Origin of the sequence: Bradyrhizobium sp. 154 (assembly GCF_023073875.1) — a bacterium.
Classification (GTDB): Bacteria; Pseudomonadota; Alphaproteobacteria; order Rhizobiales; family Xanthobacteraceae; genus Bradyrhizobium.
The window spans coordinates 312,605-334,031 of the sequence record NZ_JADPKG010000030.1 but is presented as its reverse complement, the minus strand read 5'-3'; the positions used below and the strand labels follow the sequence as shown (position 1 = coordinate 334,031).

16 protein-coding genes are annotated in these 21,427 nt (G+C 65.6%); 6 read left to right on the top strand and 10 right to left on the bottom strand.

Annotated features, from left to right (window positions below):
• Nucleotides 1-29: 29 nt before the first annotated feature.
• On the bottom strand, nucleotides 30-527 hold the full coding sequence (locus tag IVA92_RS07135) for a MarR family winged helix-turn-helix transcriptional regulator (RefSeq protein ID WP_247281771.1): 498 nt from the start codon (nucleotides 525-527) through the stop codon (nucleotides 30-32).
• 126 nt (nucleotides 528-653) lie between these two features.
• Here IVA92_RS07135 and gstA point away from each other — a divergent pair, with 126 nt between their 5' ends.
• Complete coding sequence (gene gstA, locus IVA92_RS07130) at nucleotides 654-1,268, top strand: glutathione transferase GstA (RefSeq protein WP_247281772.1); 615 nt, start codon at nucleotides 654-656, stop codon at nucleotides 1,266-1,268.
• A 130-nt stretch (nucleotides 1,269-1,398) separates the two neighbouring features.
• On the opposite strand, the gene IVA92_RS07125 is transcribed toward gstA, so the two are convergent.
• From IVA92_RS07125 to IVA92_RS07110, 4 genes are all read right to left on the bottom strand, one after another.
• Entirely contained in the window at nucleotides 1,399-3,612 is a 2,214-nt protein-coding gene (locus tag IVA92_RS07125; protein WP_247281773.1) for an FAD-dependent oxidoreductase, read from the bottom strand.
• A 155-nt stretch (nucleotides 3,613-3,767) separates the two neighbouring features.
• Entirely contained in the window at nucleotides 3,768-4,976 is a 1,209-nt protein-coding gene (locus IVA92_RS07120; RefSeq protein WP_247281774.1) for an acetyl-CoA C-acetyltransferase, read from the bottom strand.
• Nucleotides 4,977-5,028: 52 nt separating this feature from the next.
• Nucleotides 5,029-6,819, bottom strand: coding sequence for an acyl-CoA dehydrogenase C-terminal domain-containing protein (locus IVA92_RS07115; protein ID WP_247281775.1), 1,791 nt, complete (start codon nucleotides 6,817-6,819; stop codon nucleotides 5,029-5,031).
• 113 nt (nucleotides 6,820-6,932) lie between these two features.
• Nucleotides 6,933-7,316 carry a nuclear transport factor 2 family protein gene (locus tag IVA92_RS07110; protein ID WP_247281776.1) on the bottom strand — a complete coding sequence of 128 codons (384 nt, stop codon included), beginning with the start codon at nucleotides 7,314-7,316 and terminating at the stop codon, nucleotides 6,933-6,935.
• A gap of 198 nt (nucleotides 7,317-7,514) precedes the next feature.
• Here IVA92_RS07110 and IVA92_RS07105 point away from each other — a divergent pair, with 198 nt between their 5' ends.
• From IVA92_RS07105 to IVA92_RS07090, 4 genes are all read left to right on the top strand, one after another.
• Nucleotides 7,515-8,102 carry a PadR family transcriptional regulator gene (locus IVA92_RS07105; RefSeq protein ID WP_247281777.1) on the top strand — a complete coding sequence of 196 codons (588 nt, stop codon included), beginning with the start codon at nucleotides 7,515-7,517 and terminating at the stop codon, nucleotides 8,100-8,102.
• Nucleotides 8,103-8,448: 346 nt separating this feature from the next.
• On the top strand, nucleotides 8,449-11,826 hold the full coding sequence (locus tag IVA92_RS07100; RefSeq protein ID WP_247281778.1) for a tetratricopeptide repeat protein: 3,378 nt from the start codon (nucleotides 8,449-8,451) through the stop codon (nucleotides 11,824-11,826).
• A 276-nt stretch (nucleotides 11,827-12,102) separates the two neighbouring features.
• Complete coding sequence (locus tag IVA92_RS07095) at nucleotides 12,103-13,020, top strand: sulfite exporter TauE/SafE family protein (protein WP_247281779.1); 918 nt, start codon at nucleotides 12,103-12,105, stop codon at nucleotides 13,018-13,020.
• Entirely contained in the window at nucleotides 13,017-13,787 is a 771-nt protein-coding gene (locus IVA92_RS07090; protein ID WP_247281780.1) for a TIGR02186 family protein, read from the top strand. The genes IVA92_RS07095 and IVA92_RS07090 overlap by 4 nt, the downstream gene beginning before the upstream one ends.
• 109 nt (nucleotides 13,788-13,896) lie before the next feature.
• Here the strand turns inward: IVA92_RS07090 and IVA92_RS07085 are convergent, their stop codons facing one another.
• Complete coding sequence (locus tag IVA92_RS07085; RefSeq protein WP_247281781.1) at nucleotides 13,897-14,670, bottom strand: MBL fold metallo-hydrolase; 774 nt, start codon at nucleotides 14,668-14,670, stop codon at nucleotides 13,897-13,899.
• Between the two features lie 12 nt (nucleotides 14,671-14,682).
• Nucleotides 14,683-15,594, bottom strand: a complete 912-nt coding sequence (locus IVA92_RS07080; RefSeq protein WP_247281782.1) for a DMT family transporter — start codon at nucleotides 15,592-15,594, stop codon at nucleotides 14,683-14,685.
• 95 nt (nucleotides 15,595-15,689) lie between these two features.
• On the opposite strand from IVA92_RS07080, the gene IVA92_RS07075 reads away from it, so the two are divergent.
• Nucleotides 15,690-16,553 carry a LysR substrate-binding domain-containing protein gene (locus tag IVA92_RS07075; RefSeq protein ID WP_247281783.1) on the top strand — a complete coding sequence of 288 codons (864 nt, stop codon included), beginning with the start codon at nucleotides 15,690-15,692 and terminating at the stop codon, nucleotides 16,551-16,553.
• Here IVA92_RS07075 and pdeM read toward each other — a convergent pair.
• The 3 genes from pdeM to IVA92_RS07060 all read right to left on the bottom strand — a co-directional run bounded on the left by pdeM (nucleotide 16,550) and on the right by IVA92_RS07060 (nucleotide 21,319).
• Nucleotides 16,550-17,221 (bottom strand): ligase-associated DNA damage response endonuclease PdeM, encoded by a 672-nt coding sequence (gene pdeM, locus IVA92_RS07070; RefSeq protein WP_247281784.1) that lies wholly within the window; start codon nucleotides 17,219-17,221, stop codon nucleotides 16,550-16,552. The two genes, IVA92_RS07075 and pdeM, sit on opposite strands and share 4 nt — an antisense overlap.
• Before the next feature lie 53 nt (nucleotides 17,222-17,274).
• Nucleotides 17,275-19,860 carry a ligase-associated DNA damage response DEXH box helicase gene (locus IVA92_RS07065; RefSeq protein ID WP_247281785.1) on the bottom strand — a complete coding sequence of 862 codons (2,586 nt, stop codon included), beginning with the start codon at nucleotides 19,858-19,860 and terminating at the stop codon, nucleotides 17,275-17,277.
• A 229-nt stretch (nucleotides 19,861-20,089) separates the two neighbouring features.
• Nucleotides 20,090-21,319 (bottom strand): ABC transporter substrate-binding protein, encoded by a 1,230-nt coding sequence (locus IVA92_RS07060; RefSeq protein WP_247281786.1) that lies wholly within the window; start codon nucleotides 21,317-21,319, stop codon nucleotides 20,090-20,092.
• Nucleotides 21,320-21,427: the final 108 nt, after the last annotated feature.

Genomic DNA, 21,427 nt, shown 5'->3' with positions numbered 1-21,427 from the left:
GCGCGCGGACGTGCTGGTTTGCCGCGCGATCATCGCGACGGTGTGCTTTCGTTGGCGTTTGCGGCGGGCGGCAGTTTCATCTCGCCGCACGAGCAGCCGAGGCGATCGAGCAGACCGCTGAGCTTGACGGCGTCGGCATCCGATAGTTTCGAACCGACATATTTCTCGATCGCGGCCGAATAGGCGCCCCACATCCGCTTCTGCAACTCGCGGCCGGCTTCCGTGATCTCGACGAACTGGCCACGCTTGTCGATCTTGCATTCGCGCCGCAAGGCGAGACCTTCGTCGACCAGGCGGTCGATCAGCCGCGAGGTCGAGTATTGCGGGATCAACATCTGGCGTTCGAGCTCCACCGGCCGCAACTCGCCAGAGGGGGCGCGGGACAGTTCGAGCAGCGCGTCATACCAGGCGAGCGGCGGGAACCCGGCCTTTTTCAGATCCTGCTCGACGCAATCGAGCACGCGGCTCTGCACCCGCATCAGGCGGATCCAGGCCGAAGTTGCCTCGGTCGATGGTTTGCGTTTCATGGTCCCGCTCAAGCTCGTCGCCCGCTCTTTACCTCATTCGATGCACCTGCATCAATCTTGACTATTTCATGCAAGCGCATGTAGTCGTTCTTTCGCTCCAACCAAGCGTCATGAGGAGGAAATTCCATGAAGCTGTATTATTCGCCCGGCGCCTGCTCCCTGTCCCCCCACATCGCGCTTCTGGAAGCCGGCCTGCCCTATGAGCTGGTCAAGGTCGATATCCGGGCCAAGAAGCTCGAAAATGGTGAGGATTATCTGAAGCTGAACCCCAAGGGCCAGGTCCCTGCGCTAGGCCTCGACAGCGGTGAGATCGTGACCGAAGGCCCGGTGATTGTCCAGATGATCGCCGATCGGGCATCAAGCAAGGCGCTGGCCCCCGCCCGCGACAGTTCCGAGCGCTACAAGCTGCTCGAATGGCTCAACTTCCTCACCTCGGAGGTGCACAAGAGCTTTGGCCCCCTGTTCGCCCCGGCGCTGAACGACGAGGCCAAGGCCTTCTTCAAGGACCGCGTCATGGGCAAGCTGAAATATGTCGACAGCCAGCTCGCCGGCCGCGACTACCTCATGGGCAAGCAGTTCACGGTCGCCGACGGCTATCTGTTCACGATGCTGACCTGGGCCGACCGCATGAAGTTCGACCTCTCGGCGATGCCTAACCTGACCGCCTACAAGGCCCGCGTCGCGGCGCGGCCGCAGGTGCAGGAAGCGCTGAGGAAGGAAGGGCTGCTTCAGGCGAAGTGATTGTTCTTCGTCATTCCGGGGCGCCGCGACGCGGCGGACCCGGTAGCTCGCAGTTGTTGCATGACCGAGCAAAGCCCATCGAGATTCCGGATCAGTCCGCGTTGCGGACTGTCCGGAATGACGGGTTCCGTCAGGCCGCCGCCTTGTTCGGCGCGAAGCGGCCGTAGAAGGTTTCGCCCTTTGCGGCCATCTCCTCGAGCAATTTCGGCGGCGTGAAGCGTGAGCCGTATTTGGCCTCGAGCTTGTGGCAGAGTTCGACGAACTTCTTCGTACCCATGAAATCGATGTAGGACAGCGTACCGCCGGTGAACGGCGCGAAGCCGAAGCCGAGGATCGAGCCGACATCGGCCTCGCGCGGATCGGTGATGACGTGATCCTCGACCGTGCGAGCGGCTTCCACCGCCTGCACCACCAGGAAGCGCTGCTTCAGCTCCTCGATGTCGAGCGTGTCAGGGTCAAGCTGCTTCGGCTGCAAGGCCGAGAGACCCGGCCACAGGCTCTTCTGGCCTTTGCCCTTCTCGGGATAGTCGTAGAAGCCCTTGCTGTTCTTGCGGCCAAGCCGGCCCTGCTTCTCGACCATCTCGACCATCAGCTTCTTCTGCTCGGGATTGATGGCGTTGGGACCGAGATCGGCTTCCGTCGCCTTCATGATCTTGAGACCGAGGTCGAGCGCGACTTCATCCGACAGCGAGAGCGGGCCGACCGGCATGCCGGCCATCTTGGCGCAGTTCTCGATCATTGCCGGCGGCACGCCTTCCAGGAACATCTCGTTGCCCTCGGCGACGTAGCGGCCGACGCAGCGGTTGGCGAAGAAGCCTCTGGAGTCGTTGACCACGATCGGCGTCTTGCCGATCTGCCGGACGTAATCCATCGCGGTCGCAAGCGCGACATCGCCGGTGTTCTTGCCCAGGATGATCTCGACCAGCATCATCTTCTCGACCGGAGAGAAGAAGTGGATGCCGACGAACTTGCCCTGGTCCTTGAAGCTCTCGGCCAGCGAGGTGATCGGCAGCGTCGAGGTGTTGGACGCGAAGATCACGTCGGACTTTAGGTACTCCTGCGCCCTGGCAAAGGTCTCCGCCTTGACGTTGCGGTCCTCGAACACAGCCTCGATGACGAGGTCGACATCCTTCAGCGCGGCATAGTCCGCCGTCGCGGTGATGCGGGCGAGCAGCGCCTCGGCATCGCCCGGCTTGGCGCGGCCCTTCTTGATCTGCTCCTCGATCACCTTCTGCGCATGCGCCTTGCCCTTGTCGGCGCTCTCCTGGTCGCGATCGATCAGGACGACGTCGAGACCGGCACGAGCCGAGACGTAGCCGACGCTCGCGCCCATGAAGCCGGCGCCGATCACGGCAATCTTCTTCACCTTGGTCGGCGGCACGTGCTTCGGACGGCGTGCGCCCTTATTGAGCTCTTGCATCGACAGGAACAGGCTGCGGATCATCGCGGCCGCCTCCTTTGAGCGCAGCACCGAGGTGAAATAGCGCGACTCGACGCGCAAGGCGGCGTCGATCGGCAGCTGCAGGCCTTCATAGACGCAGCTCATGATCGCGCGCGCGGCCGGATAATTGTCGTAGGTCTCGCGCCGATAGATTGCGTTGCCGGCCGGGAACATCATCATGCCGGCCTTTGAGAACACCGGACCGCCGGGCAGCTTGAAACTCTTCTCGTCCCAGGGTGCGACCGCCTTGCCACCGCCCTTGATCCAGTCCTTGGCCGCCTTGATGAGGTCGGCAGCGGGAACGATGGCGTGGATCAGGTTCAGCGCCTTCGCCTTCTCGATCGTGACGGGATCGCCCTTGAGCAGGATCGTCATCGCGTCCTGCGGCGGCACCAGACGCGGCACGCGCTGCGTGCCGCCAGCGCCGGGGAACAGGCCAACCTTGACCTCGGGCAGGCCGAGACGAGTCTTGGGGTTCTCTGCGGCAACGCGATAATGGCAGCACAGCGTGATCTCAAAACCGCCACCGAGCGCGAGGCCGTTGATCGCCGCCGCCCAGGGCTTGCCGGAGGTCTCGATCGAACGCAGGACCTGCGAGAAGCGCCGGCTCTGCTCGAACAGCATCTGGTTCGCCGCGGTCTCGCCCTGCTCCTTCAAGACCTTCGCGTAGGCCTGGTTCATGCCTTCGAGCATCGAGAGATCTGCGCCGGCGCAGAATGCTTCTTTCGCTGAGGTGATGACGACGCCCTTCACCGCGGCATCAGCCGTGGTCGCCTTGACGATCGCGTCGAGCTCATTGGTCGAGGTCTCGTCGAGCACGTTCATCGAACGGCCCGGGATGTCCCAGGTGACGAGCACGATGCCATCGGAATCGGTCTCAAGCTTGAAGTTCTTGTACGACATTTTGGTTGCTCCTCGGTGCCGGCCGCCGATCTCAGGCGCTGGCGGTTGACTTGAGATCTCGTAGGGCGGGCAAAGGCGCTCCTGCGCCGTGCCCACCATCATTTTCGAAGCGCAGTGGTGGGCACGCTTCGCTTTGCCCACCCTACAGCAACGCGTTACACGCGCTCGATGATGGTTGCGGTGCCCATGCCGCCGCCGATGCACAGCGTCACCAGCGCGGTGGACTTGTTGGTGCGCTCGAGCTCGTCGAGCACGGTGCCGAGAATCATCGCGCCGGTCGCACCAAGCGGATGGCCGAGCGCGATCGCACCGCCATTGACGTTGATCTTGGCATTGTCGATGTCGAAGGCCTGGATGTAGCGCAGCACGACGGAGGCGAAGGCCTCGTTGAGCTCGAACAGGTCGATGTCGGACTTCTTCATGCCGGAGCGCGCGAACAGTTTTTCGGTGACGTCGACTGGACCGGTCAGCATCATCGCCGGCTCGGAGCCGATATTGGCGAAGGCACGGATCTTGGCACGCGGCTTCAGGCCGTATTTCGCGCCTGCCTCCTTGCTGCCGAGCAGAACGGCGCCGGCGCCGTCGACGATACCCGAGGAGTTGCCAGCGTGGTGCACGTAGTTGACGCGCTCGATCTCCGGATGCGACTGCACCGCGACGCCGTCGAAGCCGCCCATCTGCGCCACCATCGTGAACGACGGCTGCAGCTGGGCCAGCGACTGCATCGTCGTCGAGGGCCGCATGTGCTCGTCCTTGGCGAGGATGGTGAGGCCATTGATGTCCTTCACCGGCACCACCGACTTATCGAAGCGGCCCTCGTCCCACGCCTTGGCCGCGCGCTGCTGGCTTTGCACCGCGTAGGCATCGACGTCGTCGCGCGAGAAACCATATTTGGTGGCGATCAAATCGGCCGAGACCCCCTGCGGCATGAAATAGGCCGGCACCGCCATTGAGGGATCCATCGGCCAGGCGCCACCGGAGGCGCCGATGCCAACGCGGCTCATGGATTCAGCGCCGCCACCGATCACCAGCTCATGCTGGCCGCTCATCACCTGGGCGGCGGCAAAGTTCACGGCGTCGAGACCTGAGGCACAGAAGCGGCTGATCTGCACGCCGGGCACGGCTTGGCCGAGACCCGCCTTCAGCGCTGCGAAGCGCGCGATGTCGCTGCCCGCTTCGCCCACCGGATCGACCACGCCGAGCACGACGTCATCGACCGAGTCCTCGGGCAGGTTGTTGCGGTCCTTCAGCGCCTTCAGTGGCACGGTCGCGAGCGCCAGCGCCGTGACTTCGTGCAGCGCGCCGTCCGCCTTGCCGCGGCCGCGCGGGGTGCGAACGTGGTCGTAGATGAATGCCTCAGGCATGACGCCCTCCTGATGTGATGTTCAACGATTGGGAGCAGGCGGCGGAAGCAGGTCAGAACGCTTCCGCCGGCAGTTCCATGATGGTGGCGCAGCCGGCCTGGATGCGCGCGAGATTGGCCGCGGTCTCCGGCAGCATCCGCTCCATGAAGAAGCGGCCGGTGACGAGCTTGGTCGAGAGATAGGGCGTGGCCCCGCTCTCGGCAATCTTCCCTAGCGTCACCTTCGCCATCTTCGCCCACATGTAGCCGAGCGCGACGAAGCCGAAGAGATGCAGGTAATCGGTTGCGGCGGCGCCGGCATTGTCCGGCTTCGCCATCGCGTTCTGCATCAGCCAGGTGGTGGCCTGCTGGAGATGGCCGAGTGAGGTCGAGAGCGGAGCGATGAACGGTTTTAGCGCCTCGTCGCCGCCGTTCTCCTTGGCGAAGGCCATGACCTCGCCGAAGAAGGCCATAATGGCGCGGCCGCCGTCCCGCGGCAGCTTGCGGCCGACGAGGTCGAGCGCCTGGATGCCGTTGGCACCTTCATAAATCATCGCGATGCGGGCATCGCGCACGAACTGCTCCATGCCCTGCTCGGCGATGTAGCCGTGGCCGCCATACATCTGCTGCGCGTGCACCGCATTGGCAAAGCCGTAATCGGTAAGGAAGCCCTTCAGCACCGGCGTCATCAGGCCCATGTGGTCGTCGGCGGCCTGGCGGTCCCTGGGATCCTCCGAGCGATGCGCGACGTCGCTCTTCAGCGCGGTCCAGATCACGAAGGCGCGCGCGGCCTCGTTGAAGGCGCGGATCGAGAGCAGCGTGCGGCGCACGTCGGGATGAACGATGATCGGATCGGCCGGCTTGTCCGGGGCCTTGGCGCCTGTCAGCGCGCGGCCCTGGATGCGCTCGCGGGCATAGGCAACCGCGTTCTGATAGGCGACCTCGGATTGCGCGAGGCCCTGCACGGCGACGCCGAGGCGAGCCTCGTTCATCATCACGAACATGCCCTGCATACCCTTGTTCTCTTCGCCGATCAGCCAGCCGGTGGCGTTGTCGTAGTTCATCACGCAGGTGGAATTGCCGTGGATGCCCATCTTGTGCTCGATTGAGCCGCAGACGACGCTATTGCGCTGCCCGACCGAACCATCGGCGTTGACCAGGAATTTCGGCACCACGAACAGCGACACGCCCTTGATGCCGGCGGGCGCGCCCTCGATGCGGGCGAGCACGAGGTGGATGATGTTGGAGGCGAGGTCATGCTCGCCGGCCGAGATGAAGATCTTGGTGCCTGATATCTTGAAGCTGCCGTCGGCCTGGCGCACCGCCTTGGTGCGGAGCATGCCGAGATCGGTGCCACAATGCGGCTCGGTCAGGTTCATGGTGCCGGTCCATTCGCCGGCGACCATCTTCGGCACGTAGGTCTGCTTCTGCTCGGGCGTGCCGTGCACCAGCAATGCCGCGGTCGCGCCCATGGTGAGGCCGCCATACATCGAGAACGCCATGTTGGCGGAGATCTGGAATTCATTGATCGCCTGGGAGAGCGTCACCGGCAGCCCCTGCCCGCCATATTCGGTCGGCGCCGACAGACCAAGCCAGCCGCCCTCGGCGACCTGCTTGAACGCCTCCTTGAACCCCTTCGGCGTGGTGACGCTGCCGTCATCGGCACGCTTGCAGCCTTCGAGATCGCCGATACGGTTGAGCGGCTGGAGCACCTCTTCAGCGAGCTTGGCGGCCTCGCCGAGGATCGCCTCGCGCACGTCGCTGGACGCATCCGAGAAGCCCGGCAGATTGTCGTAGCGATCGATCTGGAAGACGTCGTTGAGCAGGAAGTTCACATCGTCGACGGGGGCTTTATAGATCGGCATGGCGTTCTCCCGGCACGGGCCTCGACTTGGTTGAGCCTTGAAGTGGTGGAATTCTCGTGAAGTCCCTGCGGCGCAGTCGCGAGCTTAGCGGCTTCCGCAACCTCAGGGCAGTGTCATGATTGGGCGGCCAACTGCTCCGCCATCAGGCGGTGCAGCATGTTGATCGCCTTGAGCGGACGCACCATCACCTTGAAACGGGTAATGCGTCCGTCGCTGTCGAAACTGATGATGTCGACACCGTTGATCTCGATGCCGTCGATGACGTTCTTGAATTCGAGCACGGCGCCAGTGTCGCTGCGCCATTCACCGACATAGGTGAAGCCCGGGCCGCCGAGCACCTTCTCGGCGCTGGAGAGGTATTTGAAGGTGATGTCGCGCCCGCGCTGCGGCGAATGCACGACGGGGCTTTCGAACACGGCATCCGGGTGCAGAAGGTCCCAGAGCGCGGCGCGGTCGTGAGACTTCATGTAGGCGTACCAGGAATCGAGACCGGTCATTCTCGGGTGCCTCCCTAAGGGCAAGGGCAAAAAGGACAAAAACAACCCCATGCACAGTAGCGAGGAGGTTGATTCCGCTGGATTTTCCGTCGGGGTCTTTAGCCCCGTGCGCAAGCTGCCTCATATGCACATTGACGCATATGCGCCGATGCGCATAAAGTCAAGTAAGTCGGTCAAATTCGCGAAGGGAGGCCGGTCATGGCACTGGGCGACGCAATCCTCGCTTGCCTGACGGAACGTCCGATGACGGGCTACGAGCTCGCCAAGACGTTCGATTCATCGATCGGCTTCTTCTGGAAGGCCGACCACCAGCAGATCTACCGCGAACTCTCCAAGCTGCGCGACCGCGGCTACATCCAGGGCCGCGAGGTCGTGCAGTCTGGCAAGCCCAATAAACTGATCTATACGCTTACTCCCGAGGGCCGAACAGCACTGCGGCACTGGGCCGCGCGGCCCAGCACGCCGCCCTCGATCAAGGACGACCTCCTGGTGCGGCTGCATGCGCTCGACAGCATCGACATCGAGCCCATACGCACTGATCTGATGGCCCGCCTGGAGCATCACCGCGACCGCCACGCCAATTACGAGCGCATCCTGAAGAAGCGTTTTCCGGAGGGAACGGCGGAAGGCCGGCTCGACCTCGGCAATCTGCTCCTGCTTCAGCTCGGCGCCCGGCACGAGCAGATGGTGGCCGATTTCTGCGAGGAGGCGCTGGACGCGCTGTCGGCAATGAGCGGCAAGGCCAGCGTAGTGCCGCTGGAGGAGGGGAAGCGGGCGAAGGGCTGAGACGCATAGGCAGTGCCGGTCACCTCTCCCGCAAGCTTGCGGGAGAGGTCGGCGCGTAGCGCCGGGTGAGGGCTTTCTCCTCTTTGGGAGTCTTCGTTGTTGAAGCACCCTCTCCCCAGCCCTCCCCCGCAAGCGGGGGAGGGAGCGCACCTCGTTCGTGGCTGAGCTCCCCCGCCCAACTTTAAGACAGCGGTGCCGCATTCCTTAACCCGTTATTTACCGTAACAGGAAAAAGTCGGTTTTCGAGGCAGACGACCCGCGCCAAATTCGGTTGTGTTTGCAACCGGCACGCGAGGGGAGGCTGGAGGCGCCGGGTGGGGCGCCGGAGTCGGAACCGGACAGAGTCATGAATTCGCGCGTATCGTGGAGTGTTGACGGCATCGATCCATCCGTCCGGGAGCGGGCCGAAGCTGCTGCGCGCAGAGCCGGCATGTCACTCAACGATTGGCTGAACTCCACGCTCGGCGAGACTGCCGCGCCGAACTTTCGCGCACCTTACGAGCAGCGTTCGCAGCACATTCCGCAAGGACCGAGCCAGGCGCACGGACCGAGCCAGGAAAGCCGCGAAGTCGCCGACATCCACCAGCGGCTCGACGCGATCACCCAGCAGATCGAACGGATTTCAAAGCCCACCCAGCGCCAGGACCCTTCGCGGCAGGACATCTCGCGCGAGCAGGGCGTCGCGCGCCAGCTCAATGATGCGATCTCGCGGCTCGATGCACGGCTCTCGCAAATCTCGAAGCCGCAGCAGCAGCCTCAGACCCAGCGGCCGCCACCGTCACCGGTCGAGACGCGCCAGCGCCAGGCCGATGCGGTCGAGCGCGCGGCAGCCCAGATCTATCGCAGCTCGCCTCCCCTGAGCCCGGCGTCGTTCGACGTCGCGGTCGCCGAGATCACGGCGCGGCAAAGCGAGCTCGACGGCTTTGCACCGCGGCCGATGCCGCCGCGCGCCGCGCTGCCGATCGCGCCGATGGCGGCGCCACCCGCCCCCGCCTACGCGCCGCCGCCCCAACCGTCGGGGCCGGATTTCTCCTCGCTCGAGCGCCATCTGCTCAAGATCACGAGCCAGATCGAGTCGCTCCAGCGCCCTGACAATACCGAGCAGGCGGTCACCGCCTTCCGCAGCGAGCTTGCCGAGATCCGTCACGCCATCACCGAGGCGATGCCGCGGCGCGCGATCGAATCGATCGAGAACGAGATCCGCTCGCTGCACCGTCGCATCGACGAGACCCGCTCCAACGGCACCGACGGCCAGGTCCTGTCAGGCATCGAGCGCGCGCTATCCGACATCAAGCAGGTGCTGCGCACGCTGACGCCGGCCGAGCAGCTCACCGGCTATGACGAGGCGATCCGCAATCTCGGCGCCAAGCTCGATCTGATCCTGCGCGCCAATGACGATCCCTCGACAGTGCGCCAGCTCGAAGACGCGATCTCGGCGTTGCGCAGCATCGTCTCCAACGTCGCCTCCAACGAAGCGCTGGCGCGTCTGTCCGAAGACGTGCAGCTGCTGTCCTCCAAGGTCGACCAGATCACCCGCGCCACCGGCCCGAGCGACAGCTTTGCGGTGCTGGAGCAGCGCATCGCGGCGCTCACCGCGGCGCTGGAAACCCGCGAGCGGGCGCAGCCGTCCGAGAGCACCGAGCATCTGGAAGCTGCGATCCGTGCGCTGTCGGACCGCTTCGATCGCATGCAGGTCGGCAACGACTCGGCCTCGACCTTCGCCCATCTCGAGCAGCGTGTCTCCTATCTGCTGGAGCGGATCGAGGCCGCCTCCGATCCACGCAGCGGCAACCTGAGCCGCGTCGAGGACGGGCTGCACGACATCCTGAGGCACCTGGAGCGGCAGCAGGCGACCTATTCCGCGCTGGCCGAGAGCCGCAATTCGCCGCCGCCCGATTCCGGCGTGGTCGATCTCGTCAAGCGCGAGCTCTCCGACATCCGCTTCAGCCAGGCCGAGACCAACCGGAATACGCAGGATTCGCTCGAAGCCGTTCACAACACGCTCGGTCATGTCGTCGACCGCCTCTCCATGATCGAGGGCGATCTGCGCGCCGTGCGCACCGCGCCGCCGGCACCGCTGATGCCTATGGCCGCTCCGATGGAGGCCGCTCCGATGGAGCCCGCTCCGATGGCGCGCGAGCCGCGGCCGCCGCAGCAGCCGAAATACGATCCGAAGCCGGAGCTGCCGAACCCCGCCGCAGCGCAGGCAGCGCAGGCCGCCTTCGCCGCCGCGCCGCGCGAATTCCATGCCGCGCCGCCGCCGGTGCCGTCGGCACCGCCCGTTCCGCCGCGTGCGATCAGCGAAATCCTGGAGCCGCACACCGTGCCCGCGCGCGCTGCACTCGCGCCGGAATTGCCGCCGGATCATCCGCTCGAGCCGGGCACACGGCCGGGTGGACGCGTCGCCACGCCGTCGGAGCGCATCGCCGCCTCCGAGAGCGCAATCAGCGGAATTCCCACCGCTCCGAAAGAGCCGGTGTCGTCGTCCAGCTTCATCGCCGCCGCGCGCCGCGCCGCCCAGGCCGCCGCCGCGCAGCCGGAAAAGACCGGCCGCGCCGCCAAGGCGGGGGCCGATCGCTCCAAGGACAAGGACGGCGGCTCGACCATCACGTCGAAGATCCGCTCGCTGCTGGTCGGCGCGAGCGTTGTCGTGATCGTGCTCGGCACCTTCAAGATGGCGATGGGCCTGCTCGAAGGCGGCAGCGCGCCGCCGGCGCCGCAAACGATGGAGAATTCGTCGGGCCAGCCCACACCGCTGGCCCCGCCGCCCCCGGTCGAGACCAAGCCCGCTACGCCCGAACAGGTCACACCGTCGATGACCTCGCCGACGCCGATCGGACGACAATCCCAGAACAATGCCGCGCCGGCTCCCGCCGCCAATCCGGGCAGCTCGGCCTCGGTCGAAATCCCGCCGGTCCCTCCCGCGGCCCCGCCTGTCTCCAGCGACGTCACCGGCGCGCTGTCGGGCACGAGCCGCGGCAAGCTCGGCCTCATCCAGGTGCCGCCGAGCGAGAAGCTGCCCGACGGCATCGGCGGCCCGGGCCTGCGCACCGCCGCGATGAAGGGCGATGCGACCGCGGCCTACGAGATCGGCGTGCGCTTTGCGGAAGGAAAGGGCGTGGCTGCGAACTACGACGAAGCCGCCAAATGGTACGACCGCGCGGCGCAGGCCGGCGTGGTGCCCGCGACCTTCCGCCTCGGCACGCTCTACGAGAAGGGCCTTGGCGTGAAGAAGGACGCCGATATCGCCCGCCGCTACTACACGCAGGCCGCCGAGCGCGGCAACGCCAAGGCGATGCACAATCTCGCGGTGCTAGATGCCGATGGCGGCGGACGTGGCGCCAATTACAAGAGCGCGGCGCTGTGGTTCCGCAAAGCGGCCGACCGCGGCGTTGCCGACAGCCAGTTCAACCTCGGCATTCTCTATGCCCGCGGCATCGGCGTCGAACAGAACCTCGCCGAATCCTACAAATGGTTCAGCCTGGCCGCCGCTCAGGGCGACGCAGATGCGGCCGGCAAGCGCGACGACGTCGCCAAACGTCTCGACCCGCAATCGCTCGCCGCCGCCAAGCTCGCAATCCAGACCTTCAGCGCCGAACCGCAGCCCGACGATGCCGTCAATGTCGCGACGCCCGCCGGCGGCTGGGATAGCGCGCCGCAGGCGAGCGCCAAGCCGGCGCCGAAGCCGGTCGCGACCAAGAAGTCGGCGTCGGCGGCGCATTAAGCTCTTTCCCCTCATGGTGAGGAGCGCGCTCTTGCGCGCGTCTCGAACCATGCAGGCCCGGCTCTAAATCCGGACCTCGCCCTTCGAGACGCCTGCTGCGCAGGTTCCTCAGGGTGAGGAGAAAGAGCTTGGATGCCGCTGTTGCGCGCATTCACCACGCGCAAATTTCCCGATCCCTCCCGACAGCGAATTCCGCTATGGAGGGGCGGGGCAATCGTTCCGACCTTCCCGCGAGCATTCCGCGGCAATCGATCTGTCCCGCCGGCGCGTGGTTCAATGCAGCTCTACCTTCCGATCGCCGATCTTCCGGTCAACGTCTTCCTGGTGCTCGCCATGGGCGCCGCGGTCGGCTTCGTGTCCGGCATGTTCGGGATCGGTGGCGGCTTCCTGATGACGCCGCTGCTGATCTTCATCGGCATCACGCCGGCGGTCGCGGTCGCCTCGGTCGCGAGCCACATCGCGGCCTCCTCCTTTTCCGGCGCACTGTCCTATTGGCGGCGGCGCGCGATTGATCCGGCACTTGCGAGCGTCCTGCTCTGCGGCGGCGTGACCGGAACGGCGCTCGGCGTTTGGACCTTCACCCGGCTCCGTGCGCTCGGCCAGCTCGACTTGATGATCGCGCTCTCTTACGTCGTGCTGCTCAGCACCGTCGGCAGCCTGATGTTCTCCGAGGGCCTGCGCGCCCTTATGCGGACCCGGCGCGGCGCGGTGCCGCCGCGCCGCGCGCACAACTGGATCCACGGCCTGCCGCTGAAGATGCGGTTCAAGCGCTCGAAGATCTACCTCTCGGTGATTCCCGTCGTGGTCGTCGGCATCATGATCGGCTTCATCGGCGCCATCATGGGCATCGGCGGCGGCTTCATCCTGGTGCCGATCATGATCTATCTGTTGCGGGTGCCGACCTCGACCGTGATCGGCACCTCGATGGTCCTCACCCTGGTCACGATGCTGTTCGCGACCATGCTGCACGCGGTGACCAATCACCTCGTCGACGCCGTGCTGGCGCTGATCCTGATGGTCGGCGGCGTCACAGGCGCGCAGTTCGGCGCCCGCGCCGGCCAAAAGATCCGCGGCGAGCAGCTGCGGCTGCTGCTCGGCCTTTTGATCCTCTCGGTCGGCATCCGCTTCGCGATCGAGCTGGTGATCCAACCTGCGGACCTCTTCACCATCCGTGAGCTGGGAGTGAGCGGATGACGCGCGCGCTTGTCGCAGTGCTTCTCGTCCTGCTGCTCGTCGGCGGCGCGCGCGCCGAGCGGCTGATCGTGTCGGTCTCCAACCACCGCGTCACCGTGACGCCGAATTATTCAGGCGAGGAGCTGGTGCTGTTCGGCTCGATCGAAAAGGATGCGACGACCCCGGCCGATCGCACGAGTTACGATCTCGTCGTCACCGTGCTGGGCCCGCGCGCCGACATGGTGACGCGGCGCAAGGAGCGCACCTTCGGCATCTGGATCAACACCGACTACCGGCAATTCCTGGAGGTGCCGAGCTATCTGGCGCTGTTCGCCAACCGTCCCTTCGATGTGATCACCTCGCCCGAGATCGCGCGGCGGCAGCAGATCGGGCTCAACAACGTGCTGCTGACCCAGCGGGTCAGCGGCGACTATGCCGACGTGGTGCCGAACGATGCGTTCCGCTCCGCCTTCATCCGCCTGCGCACCCAGGACGGGCTCTATCGGGAGGATGCGAGCGCGGTGACGTTCCTGACGCCGACGCTGTTCCGCACCGGCATTCCGCTGCCGGCAGAGGTGCCGATCGGCACTTATGAGGTGGAGATCAAGCTGTTTGCGAGCGGTGCGTTCATCGGCAAGACCGAGACCGCGTTCGAGATCGTCAAGGTCGGCTTGGAGCAGTTCGTCGCCACCAGCGCGCGACAACATGGGCTTCTCTATGGCCTCGCCACCGCAGCGATGGCGCTGATGACGGGCTGGATGGCGTCGATCGTGTTTCGGAAGGATTGAGCCACACACTCCGTCATTGCGAGCGAAGCGAAGCAATCCAGATTGCCGTCGCGGAGGGATTCTGGATTGCTTCGTCGCAAGGGCTCCTCGCAATGACGACGTGGCGACATCACGGCGCCTCGATCACCGTCGGCACGCCTGGCTCCAGCAGGCGCAAGCGCGTCCCGAAGCCGAGCACGTCGAAGGTCTTGCGCAGATCCTCGCTGCTCTGGCGGAAATGAGCCCAGCCTTCGGTGTGCAGCGGCACGATCGTCGCATCGGGAAAGGCACGCGCGGTCTCGATGGTGTCGTTGGTGTCCATGGTGAGATGGAACGGCCCGCGCGTTTGCGCCGCGCCTGCGAAGGGCAGCACCACACCGCATTTGAAGCGGCGCGCGACTTCGGCGACGCCGTCGAACCAGGTGGTGTCGCCGCTGATATAGACCGGCCGCGTGTCCTTCCGGCTCGACGACACCACGAAGCCGATGACGTCGCCGGACAAGGGCTCGATGCCGGCCGGGCCATGGCGCGCGGGCGTCGCGGTGATGGTCAGCGCATTGCCGTCGCCGTCCCTGAGATGCGCGGCGCTCCAGGGCGCAAGGCCCTCGACATGGCCGCCGAGGCGCTTTGCGCCGGCTTCGGTCGTCAGCACGCGCTTGACCTTGCCGAGAAGCTCCCGGCCGGAATTGTCGAGATTGTCGGAGTGCTGATCGTGGCTCAGCAACACGGCGTCGATCGGACCGATTGCGTCAGGCCTGACGGCAGGTCCGATCGTCTTCTCCAGCTTCACATGCGGCAGTTGATAGGCACCGGGCGCGTCGAAGGTGGGGTCGGTGAGCAGGCGAAAGCCGTCGATCTCGATCAGCGCAGTGGGGCCGCCGATCAGGGTGATGGAAACGGGCATGATGAACTCCTGTTACGAGACGAGCTTTGCCGGACGCGTCACCAGATAGATACCGAGCGCGACTGGAATGATCCCGAGCAAATCGCGGGCCTCGACATGCTCGCCGAGCACGAGAAACGCGAACAGCATGCCCAGTGGCGGCATCAGGAAATGATAGGCGCTGGCGGCGGTGGCGCCACACACTTTCAGGAGATGAAACCAGAGCAGGTAGGCGAGGATCGAGCCGCCGAGCACGAGGAAGGCAAAGGCGCCGATCAGGCTCGGGGTGACCACGATCGCGTGAACGTCGGCGAAGGTGAGCGCGACCGGCGCCAGCACGATGCCGGCGGCGAGATTCTGGATGCCGTTGCCGATCCACAACGAGCCCTTCGGCGCCAGCAGCTTGAACAGGATGGTGCCGGCTACGATCGAGGCCAGTGAGGCCAGCGTGAACAGGATGCCGTGCAGGCTGTCGGTGCCGACCGACAAACGGTGCCACACGATGAAGGTGACACCGATGACGCCGAGCAGCAGGCCCGCCGCCTTGCGCCAGGTCGTGCCTTCGCCGAGCAGCAGCGCCGCAAGCGCAGCCGTGAACACCGGATTGGCCGAGACGATCAGCCCGCCGAGGCCCGCGGAGACCGATTGCAGGCCGGTATAGCCGAGCCCGAGATAGAGGGCGTTGTTGGCGATGCCGAGCACGGCGAAGATCGCGGCGTCGCGCCAGGACAGGGACCAGCCGTCGCCTCGAATCCAGGTCGCGCCCAGGATCAGAACGCCGGCCAGCGAGAAGCGCGCGGCGAGCAGGATCAGTGGCGGGCAATAGGTGACGCCGATCTTGCCGGCGATGAAGGCGTAGCTCCAGAGCAGGCAGAACAGGCCGATATAGAGCGGCAGCGGATTGAAACGGCTGCGGGGGACGGCGATCGATGGGGCGAGCGACATGACATTCTCCTGAGCCCTCGATCTAGGAAGGCAGCTTGCCATTTGGAAATTAAATGATTAACTTCCATTCAGTGGATTTTCGAATGGAGGCGGCGATGCTCGATCTCGAGCTGCTGCGCAGCTTCGTCTCGGTGATCGAGGCCGGCGGCTTCACCCGCGCCGGCGAGCGCGTTCACCGCACGCAGTCGACCGTGAGCCAGCAGATCAAGCGGCTGGAGGAGGACGTCGGCCAGGCGCTGCTGCACCGCGACGGCAAAGATGTCCGCCCCACAGAGGCCGGCGAGCGGCTGCTGTCCTATGCGCGGCGGCTGCTCTCGCTGGCCGAGGAGGCGCGCGACGTGCTGCGCCAGCCCGAGGGCGAAGGCGCGATCCGGCTCGGCATTCCCGAGGATTTCGCGGCATACCGACTGGCGAAACTGCTCGGTGCGTTCTCGCGCTCGCATCCGCGCCTGCGGCTCGACGTCCGCGCCGACCAGAGCAAGCATCTGGCCCGTGATCTCGAACGCGGCGAACTCGATCTTGCGCTGTACAAGCGCGAGGCCGGCGCGAAGGACGCCATCGCGGTGTGGCCCGAGCGGGTGCACTGGGTCACCAGCAAGAGCCATCCGGTCGACGTCAACGTGCCCTCGGTGCCGCTGATCGGGTTTCCGCTCGGCTGCATCTATCGCGCCGGCGCCATTCACGCGCTGGAAAGCGCGGGCCGCGCCTGGCACACCGCCTACACGTCATCCAGTCTCGCCGGCATCCAGGCCGCGGTCGCCGCCGGCATGGGGCTGAGCATCCTGTCGGAGATGGCCATCCAGTCCGACCACCGCGTGCTGACCGCCAAGGATGGCTTTGCGCCGATCAACCGCACGGAGGTGGCATTGATGGCCGCGCCCGGCGCCAGCCCCGCAACGCTGCGGCTGGCCGATCGGCTCGCCGAGTTCTGCGATGATGTGCAGGCGAAGGCGGCCTAATAACACCGCGACGCGGCGATCGCGTGGACGCGGCGGTCGCCGAGCAGATGGGCGACAAAGCCGTTGGTCGGAAAGACCTTTGCGAAGGCGGCATCGCGGATGCTGAGGCCGCCAGTATAGGCGCCGAAGGCCGGCATCACGGCCCGCATCCCGTCACTGGCAAAGCAGCGGCGCTCCATCGAGCGGCCGCGCGTGGAAACGCGGGCCTTCGGATGCAGATGGCCGGCAATCTCGCCGCTTGCGCCGGTCGGCTCGTGGCGGAAGGCGATCGGGCCAACCAAGACTTCGTCGGCGGCGGTGCCGCCGAGATCACGCGGCAGCATGGGATCGTGATTGCCCGAGATCCAGATCCAGTCGCGGCCGGTCTGGAGTGCGGCGACAGCGTCGCGATCTTCCGCCGACAAACGCTCATGCGCGGTGCGGTCGTGAAAGCTGTCGCCGAGCGCGATGACGATGCGTGGATCATGGCGGGAGATGACAGCAGCAAGGCGGCTTAGCGTCGCCAGCGTGTCGTAGGGCGGCAGCAGCACGCCGCGGGTGGCGAAGCTGGAGGCTTTTTCCAGATGCAGGTCGGAGACGACGAGCAGGCGCTGCTCTTCCCAGAACAATGCACCGGCGAGGTCGGCCGCGAACGTCACACCGCTGATGGTAACCTTCGAAACGCGCATGTCCTCGACATCTCCTGAAACCTGCGCGCCTGCCGTCACGTCCGAACCTGCTCTTATCCCATGGCCTCTTTGACCAGCTCGTCGGCGGCTTCCGCCAACAGCTCGTCGCCAGCTTCGCCATAAACTGACTCGCGGCCGATTTCCAGCATCACGGGGACGGCGAGCGGGGAAACGCGGTCGAGTTCCCGAAGCGTGATCCGGCCCTGAATACGCATCAGCATGTCGCTGAGACGGCGCAGGTCGAGCAGGCCGGTGGCGGCATCGGCGCGGGCGGCGCGCAAGAGCACGTGATCGGCCTGGTGCTTGCGCAGCACGTCGTAGACCAGATCGGTGGAGAACAGCACCTGGCGCCGGCTTTTCTCTTCGCCGGTATGGCGTCGCGCGATCAGGCCGGAGATGATCGCGCAATTGCGGAAGGTGCGCTTCATGAGCGCCGATTCGGCGAGCCAGGCTTCGAGATCGTCGCCGAGCATGTCGGGGTCGAACAGGGCATCGAGATCGATCCGGCCGTCCCGGATCATGAACGACATATCGCCAAGCGCCCAGACCGCGATCGCATATTCGTTGGCAACGAAGCCGAGCGGCCGGGCGCGGGCGCGTTCGAGACGACGCGTCAGCAGCATGCCGAGGGTCTGGTGCGCGAGACGGCCCTCGAACGGATAACAGACGAGATAATGCTTGTTGGCGCGTGGAAAGCTCTCGACCAGGAGCTCGCGCACCGCGGGCACGCGGGAGACATCCTTTTGCAGCGACAGCCAATCGCGCACCTGCTCGGGCAAGCCACCCCATGCGCGCCCATCATCGAGCAGCCGGCGCACGCGCTCGGCGAGATAGGTCGAGAGCGGGAATTTGCCGCCCATATAGGACGGCACCTTCGGATCCTTGTCATGCGCGCGCGAGACATAGACCTGGTCCTCGACCAGGGTCTCGTAGCGGACCACCTCGCCGCTGAACACGAAAGTGTCGCCGGGGCTCAAGCCCTCGATGAAGGCTTCCTCGATCTCGCCAAGCAGCCTGCCGCCGCGCGCGATCACCCCGGTCGAGCCGCCTGCTTTTCCTTCACCGCCGCGCGAGCGCACTAGCCGCACCTTCAGCATGTCGTCCTCGACGATAGTGCCGACATTCATGCGGTAGCTCTGCCGCACTTTTGGGTTGGCGACGCGCCAGCGTCCTTCCTTGTCCTGCTTGATACGGGCGAAGCGCTCATAGGTCTTCAGCGCATAGCCGCCGGAGGCGACGAAATCGACCACGTCGTCGAAATCCTGCCGCGACAGGTTTGCGTAGGGCGCGGCGGTGCGAACCTCGCCGTAGAGCTCGTGCGAGAGGAACGGCTCGCCGCAGGCGCAGCCGAGCACGTGCTGGGCGAGCACATCGAGCGCGCCCGTGCGCAGCGGCGGCGTGTCCTGCGCATTCTCCGCGATGGCATCGATGGCGACGCGGCACTCCAGCACCTCGAAGCGGTTGGCGGGCACCAGCACCGCGCGCGAGGCTTCGTCGAGGCGGTGGTTGGCGCGGCCGATGCGCTGCATCAGGCGCGAGGATCCCTTGGGTGCGCCGATATTGACGACGAGATCGACGTCGCCCCAGTCGACGCCGAGGTCGAGCGAGGAGGTGCAGACCACGCCACGCAGCCTGCCCGTCGACATCGCGTCCTCGACCTTGCGGCGCTGGGCGACGTCCAGCGAGCCGTGATGCAGGGCGATGGCGAGGCCGTCATCGTTCATGCTCCAGAGATTCTGGAACAGCATCTCGGCCTGGCTGCGGGTGTTGACGAATACCAGCGTGGTCTTGTTCGCCTTGATCAGCTCGTAGATCTCAGGGAGCGCGTGGCGCGCGCTGTGACCGGCCCAGGGCAATCGCTCGCGCGTATCCAGCATCTCGACCAAAGGCGGCGCGGCGCCACCGGCGATGACGATGTCGGCCGCAGCTTCCCTGCCTTCGGGCTGCGGCACCAGGAAGCGCGCGAGCTGCTCCGGCTCGGCGACGGTCGCCGACAGGCCGATCGCACGCAGCTGCGGCGCCAGCCGCCATAGCCGCGCCAGCCCGAGTGAGAGCAAATCGCCACGCTTCGACGTCACCAGCGCATGCAGCTCGTCGAGCACGATGCGCTTCAAGGAGGAGAACAGGAATGGCGCGTCGTCGGAGGACAGCAACAGCGCAAGCTGCTCGGGCGTGGTCAGCAGAACGTCCGGCGGGTAGCGCCGCTGCCGCTGCCGGCGCGACACCGGCGTGTCGCCGGTGCGAGTCTCGACCTTGATCGGCAGCGCCATCTCGGCGATCGGCCGCTCCAGATTGCGCGCGATGTCGACGGCGAGCGCTTTCAGCGGCGAGATGTAGAGCGTGTGGAGACCGCCGCTGCGCTGCAGGCTGCGTCCGGTGGAGACGAGGCTCTTCTTCGCGCTAGCCTCCCGCCGAGCTGCATCAGAAGACAGCTCCACCAGCGTCGGCAGAAATCCCGCCAGCGTCTTGCCGGCGCCGGTCGGCGCGATCAGCAGCGCCGAGCGGTCCTCGCGTGCCTTCTCCAAGAGCGCCAATTGATGGGCGCGCGGCGACCAGCCGCGGGCTGCGAACCACGCGTTGAAGCGGTCCGGCAGCAGCGCAGGCGTCTCGGCCGGGGATTTGAGGATGCGGGGCGGCACGGCATAAGAAGTAAGCCGTGCGCGCGGGTTCGTCGAGGGGTTGAAGCGGCCGAATAGCCGACGCCACTGTCCCTGTCCCCTTGTGGGAGAGGGTGGATCGCCGCGCAACGGCGAGACGGATGAGGGGTCTCTCCCCACGAATCTAACTCTCGTTTGGAGGCGCGGATAAAAACCCCTCATCCGGCGCTTCGCGCCACCTTCTCCCGCAAGGGGAGAAGGAAGAGCTTCCCTACTCCGACATCGGCTTGTCGGAGATGTCCCAGTCCTTGCCGGTGAACGTCGAGATGAACAGCGTCTTCATTGGCGTGTAATTCTCGGGCGTGTAGCTGTAGGTGACGCCGTCGAGGAAATAGGGCGAGTGGAAACCGTTGAGGTTTGATGCCTGCTTCAGCACGTTGGCGCGGGTGAGCTCGTCGCCGCAGCGGCGCAGGATCTCGCCCATGGTCACCGCCTGGCCGTAGCCGGCGAAGGCGATGGTGTTGTCGGGATCGATCGCCGGTGTGTATTTCTTGCGCAGCTCCTCGAACGCCATCACGTCGGGGTCCTTCTCCCATTTCGGCAGGCCGACCTCCTTGTTGTAGCGGATGGCAACGATGCCGGTGGCGTTCTCGAGGCCCGCGGCGCTGAGGATGGAGCGGCCGGTCGAGCCGGCCGACAGCAGCTGCAGCGGTTTCCAGCCGAGCTCGGCTACTTTCCGAATCGACTGCGACGACGCCTTGCCGGTGGAGATGTTGTAGAAGACATCGGCGCCCGACTTCGAGAGGTTGATGAGCTGGGAATCGACCGTCGGCTCGGTGAGATCGTAGGTCTGCTCCATGATCACCTGCGCGGTGCCGCCGGCATCGGCCAGCACCTTCTTGAAGGGACCCAGGAAGTCGCGGCCGAAATCGTCGTTCTGGTAGAGGATGCCGATCTTGGCGTTCGGCTTCACGCTGACGACGTGCCGGGCCAGTATGCGCGCCTCGGTCGGGTAGAGCGGCAGGCCCGCCATGGTCCATTTGAACTCTTTCGGGTTATTCCACTTCGACGCCCCGGTGTTGAGCAGGAGCTGCGGCACGCCCTTGGAGTTCAGGTATTTGTGCACGGCGGTCTGCGGTGCGGTGCCGAGCGAGCCGTAGAGCGCCAGCACCTCCTCCTGCTCGACCAGGCGCCGCGTCGCCTCGACGCATTTCGGGGCGCTGTAGGCATCGTCCATGGTGAGGAACTTGATCTTGCGCCCGTTGATGCCGCCCTTCTCGTTCAGCATCTGGAAATATGCCTCGCCAATGCGGCCGAGCACGCCGTAGAGCGAGCCGGGGCCGGAATGCGGCACGGTCTGCCCGATCTTGATCTCGGTGTCGCTGGCCCCCGCATCGTATTTCTTCTCCGCGGCCCAGACATAAGGCGCAGGCAAAGTGGATGCGGCAATTGTGGCGAGCGCGGCGGCGCTGAAGTCGCGCCGCGATGGATTCTTGGTCATGTTTGTTTCTCCCTGTGCGCGCATTGTGCTGGCACCGCCGCACGGCTCGCAAGTGGGAAGTCGCAGCTTTGCGACGCAATGACGCTCAAATTGCCAGGCGATTAGCGC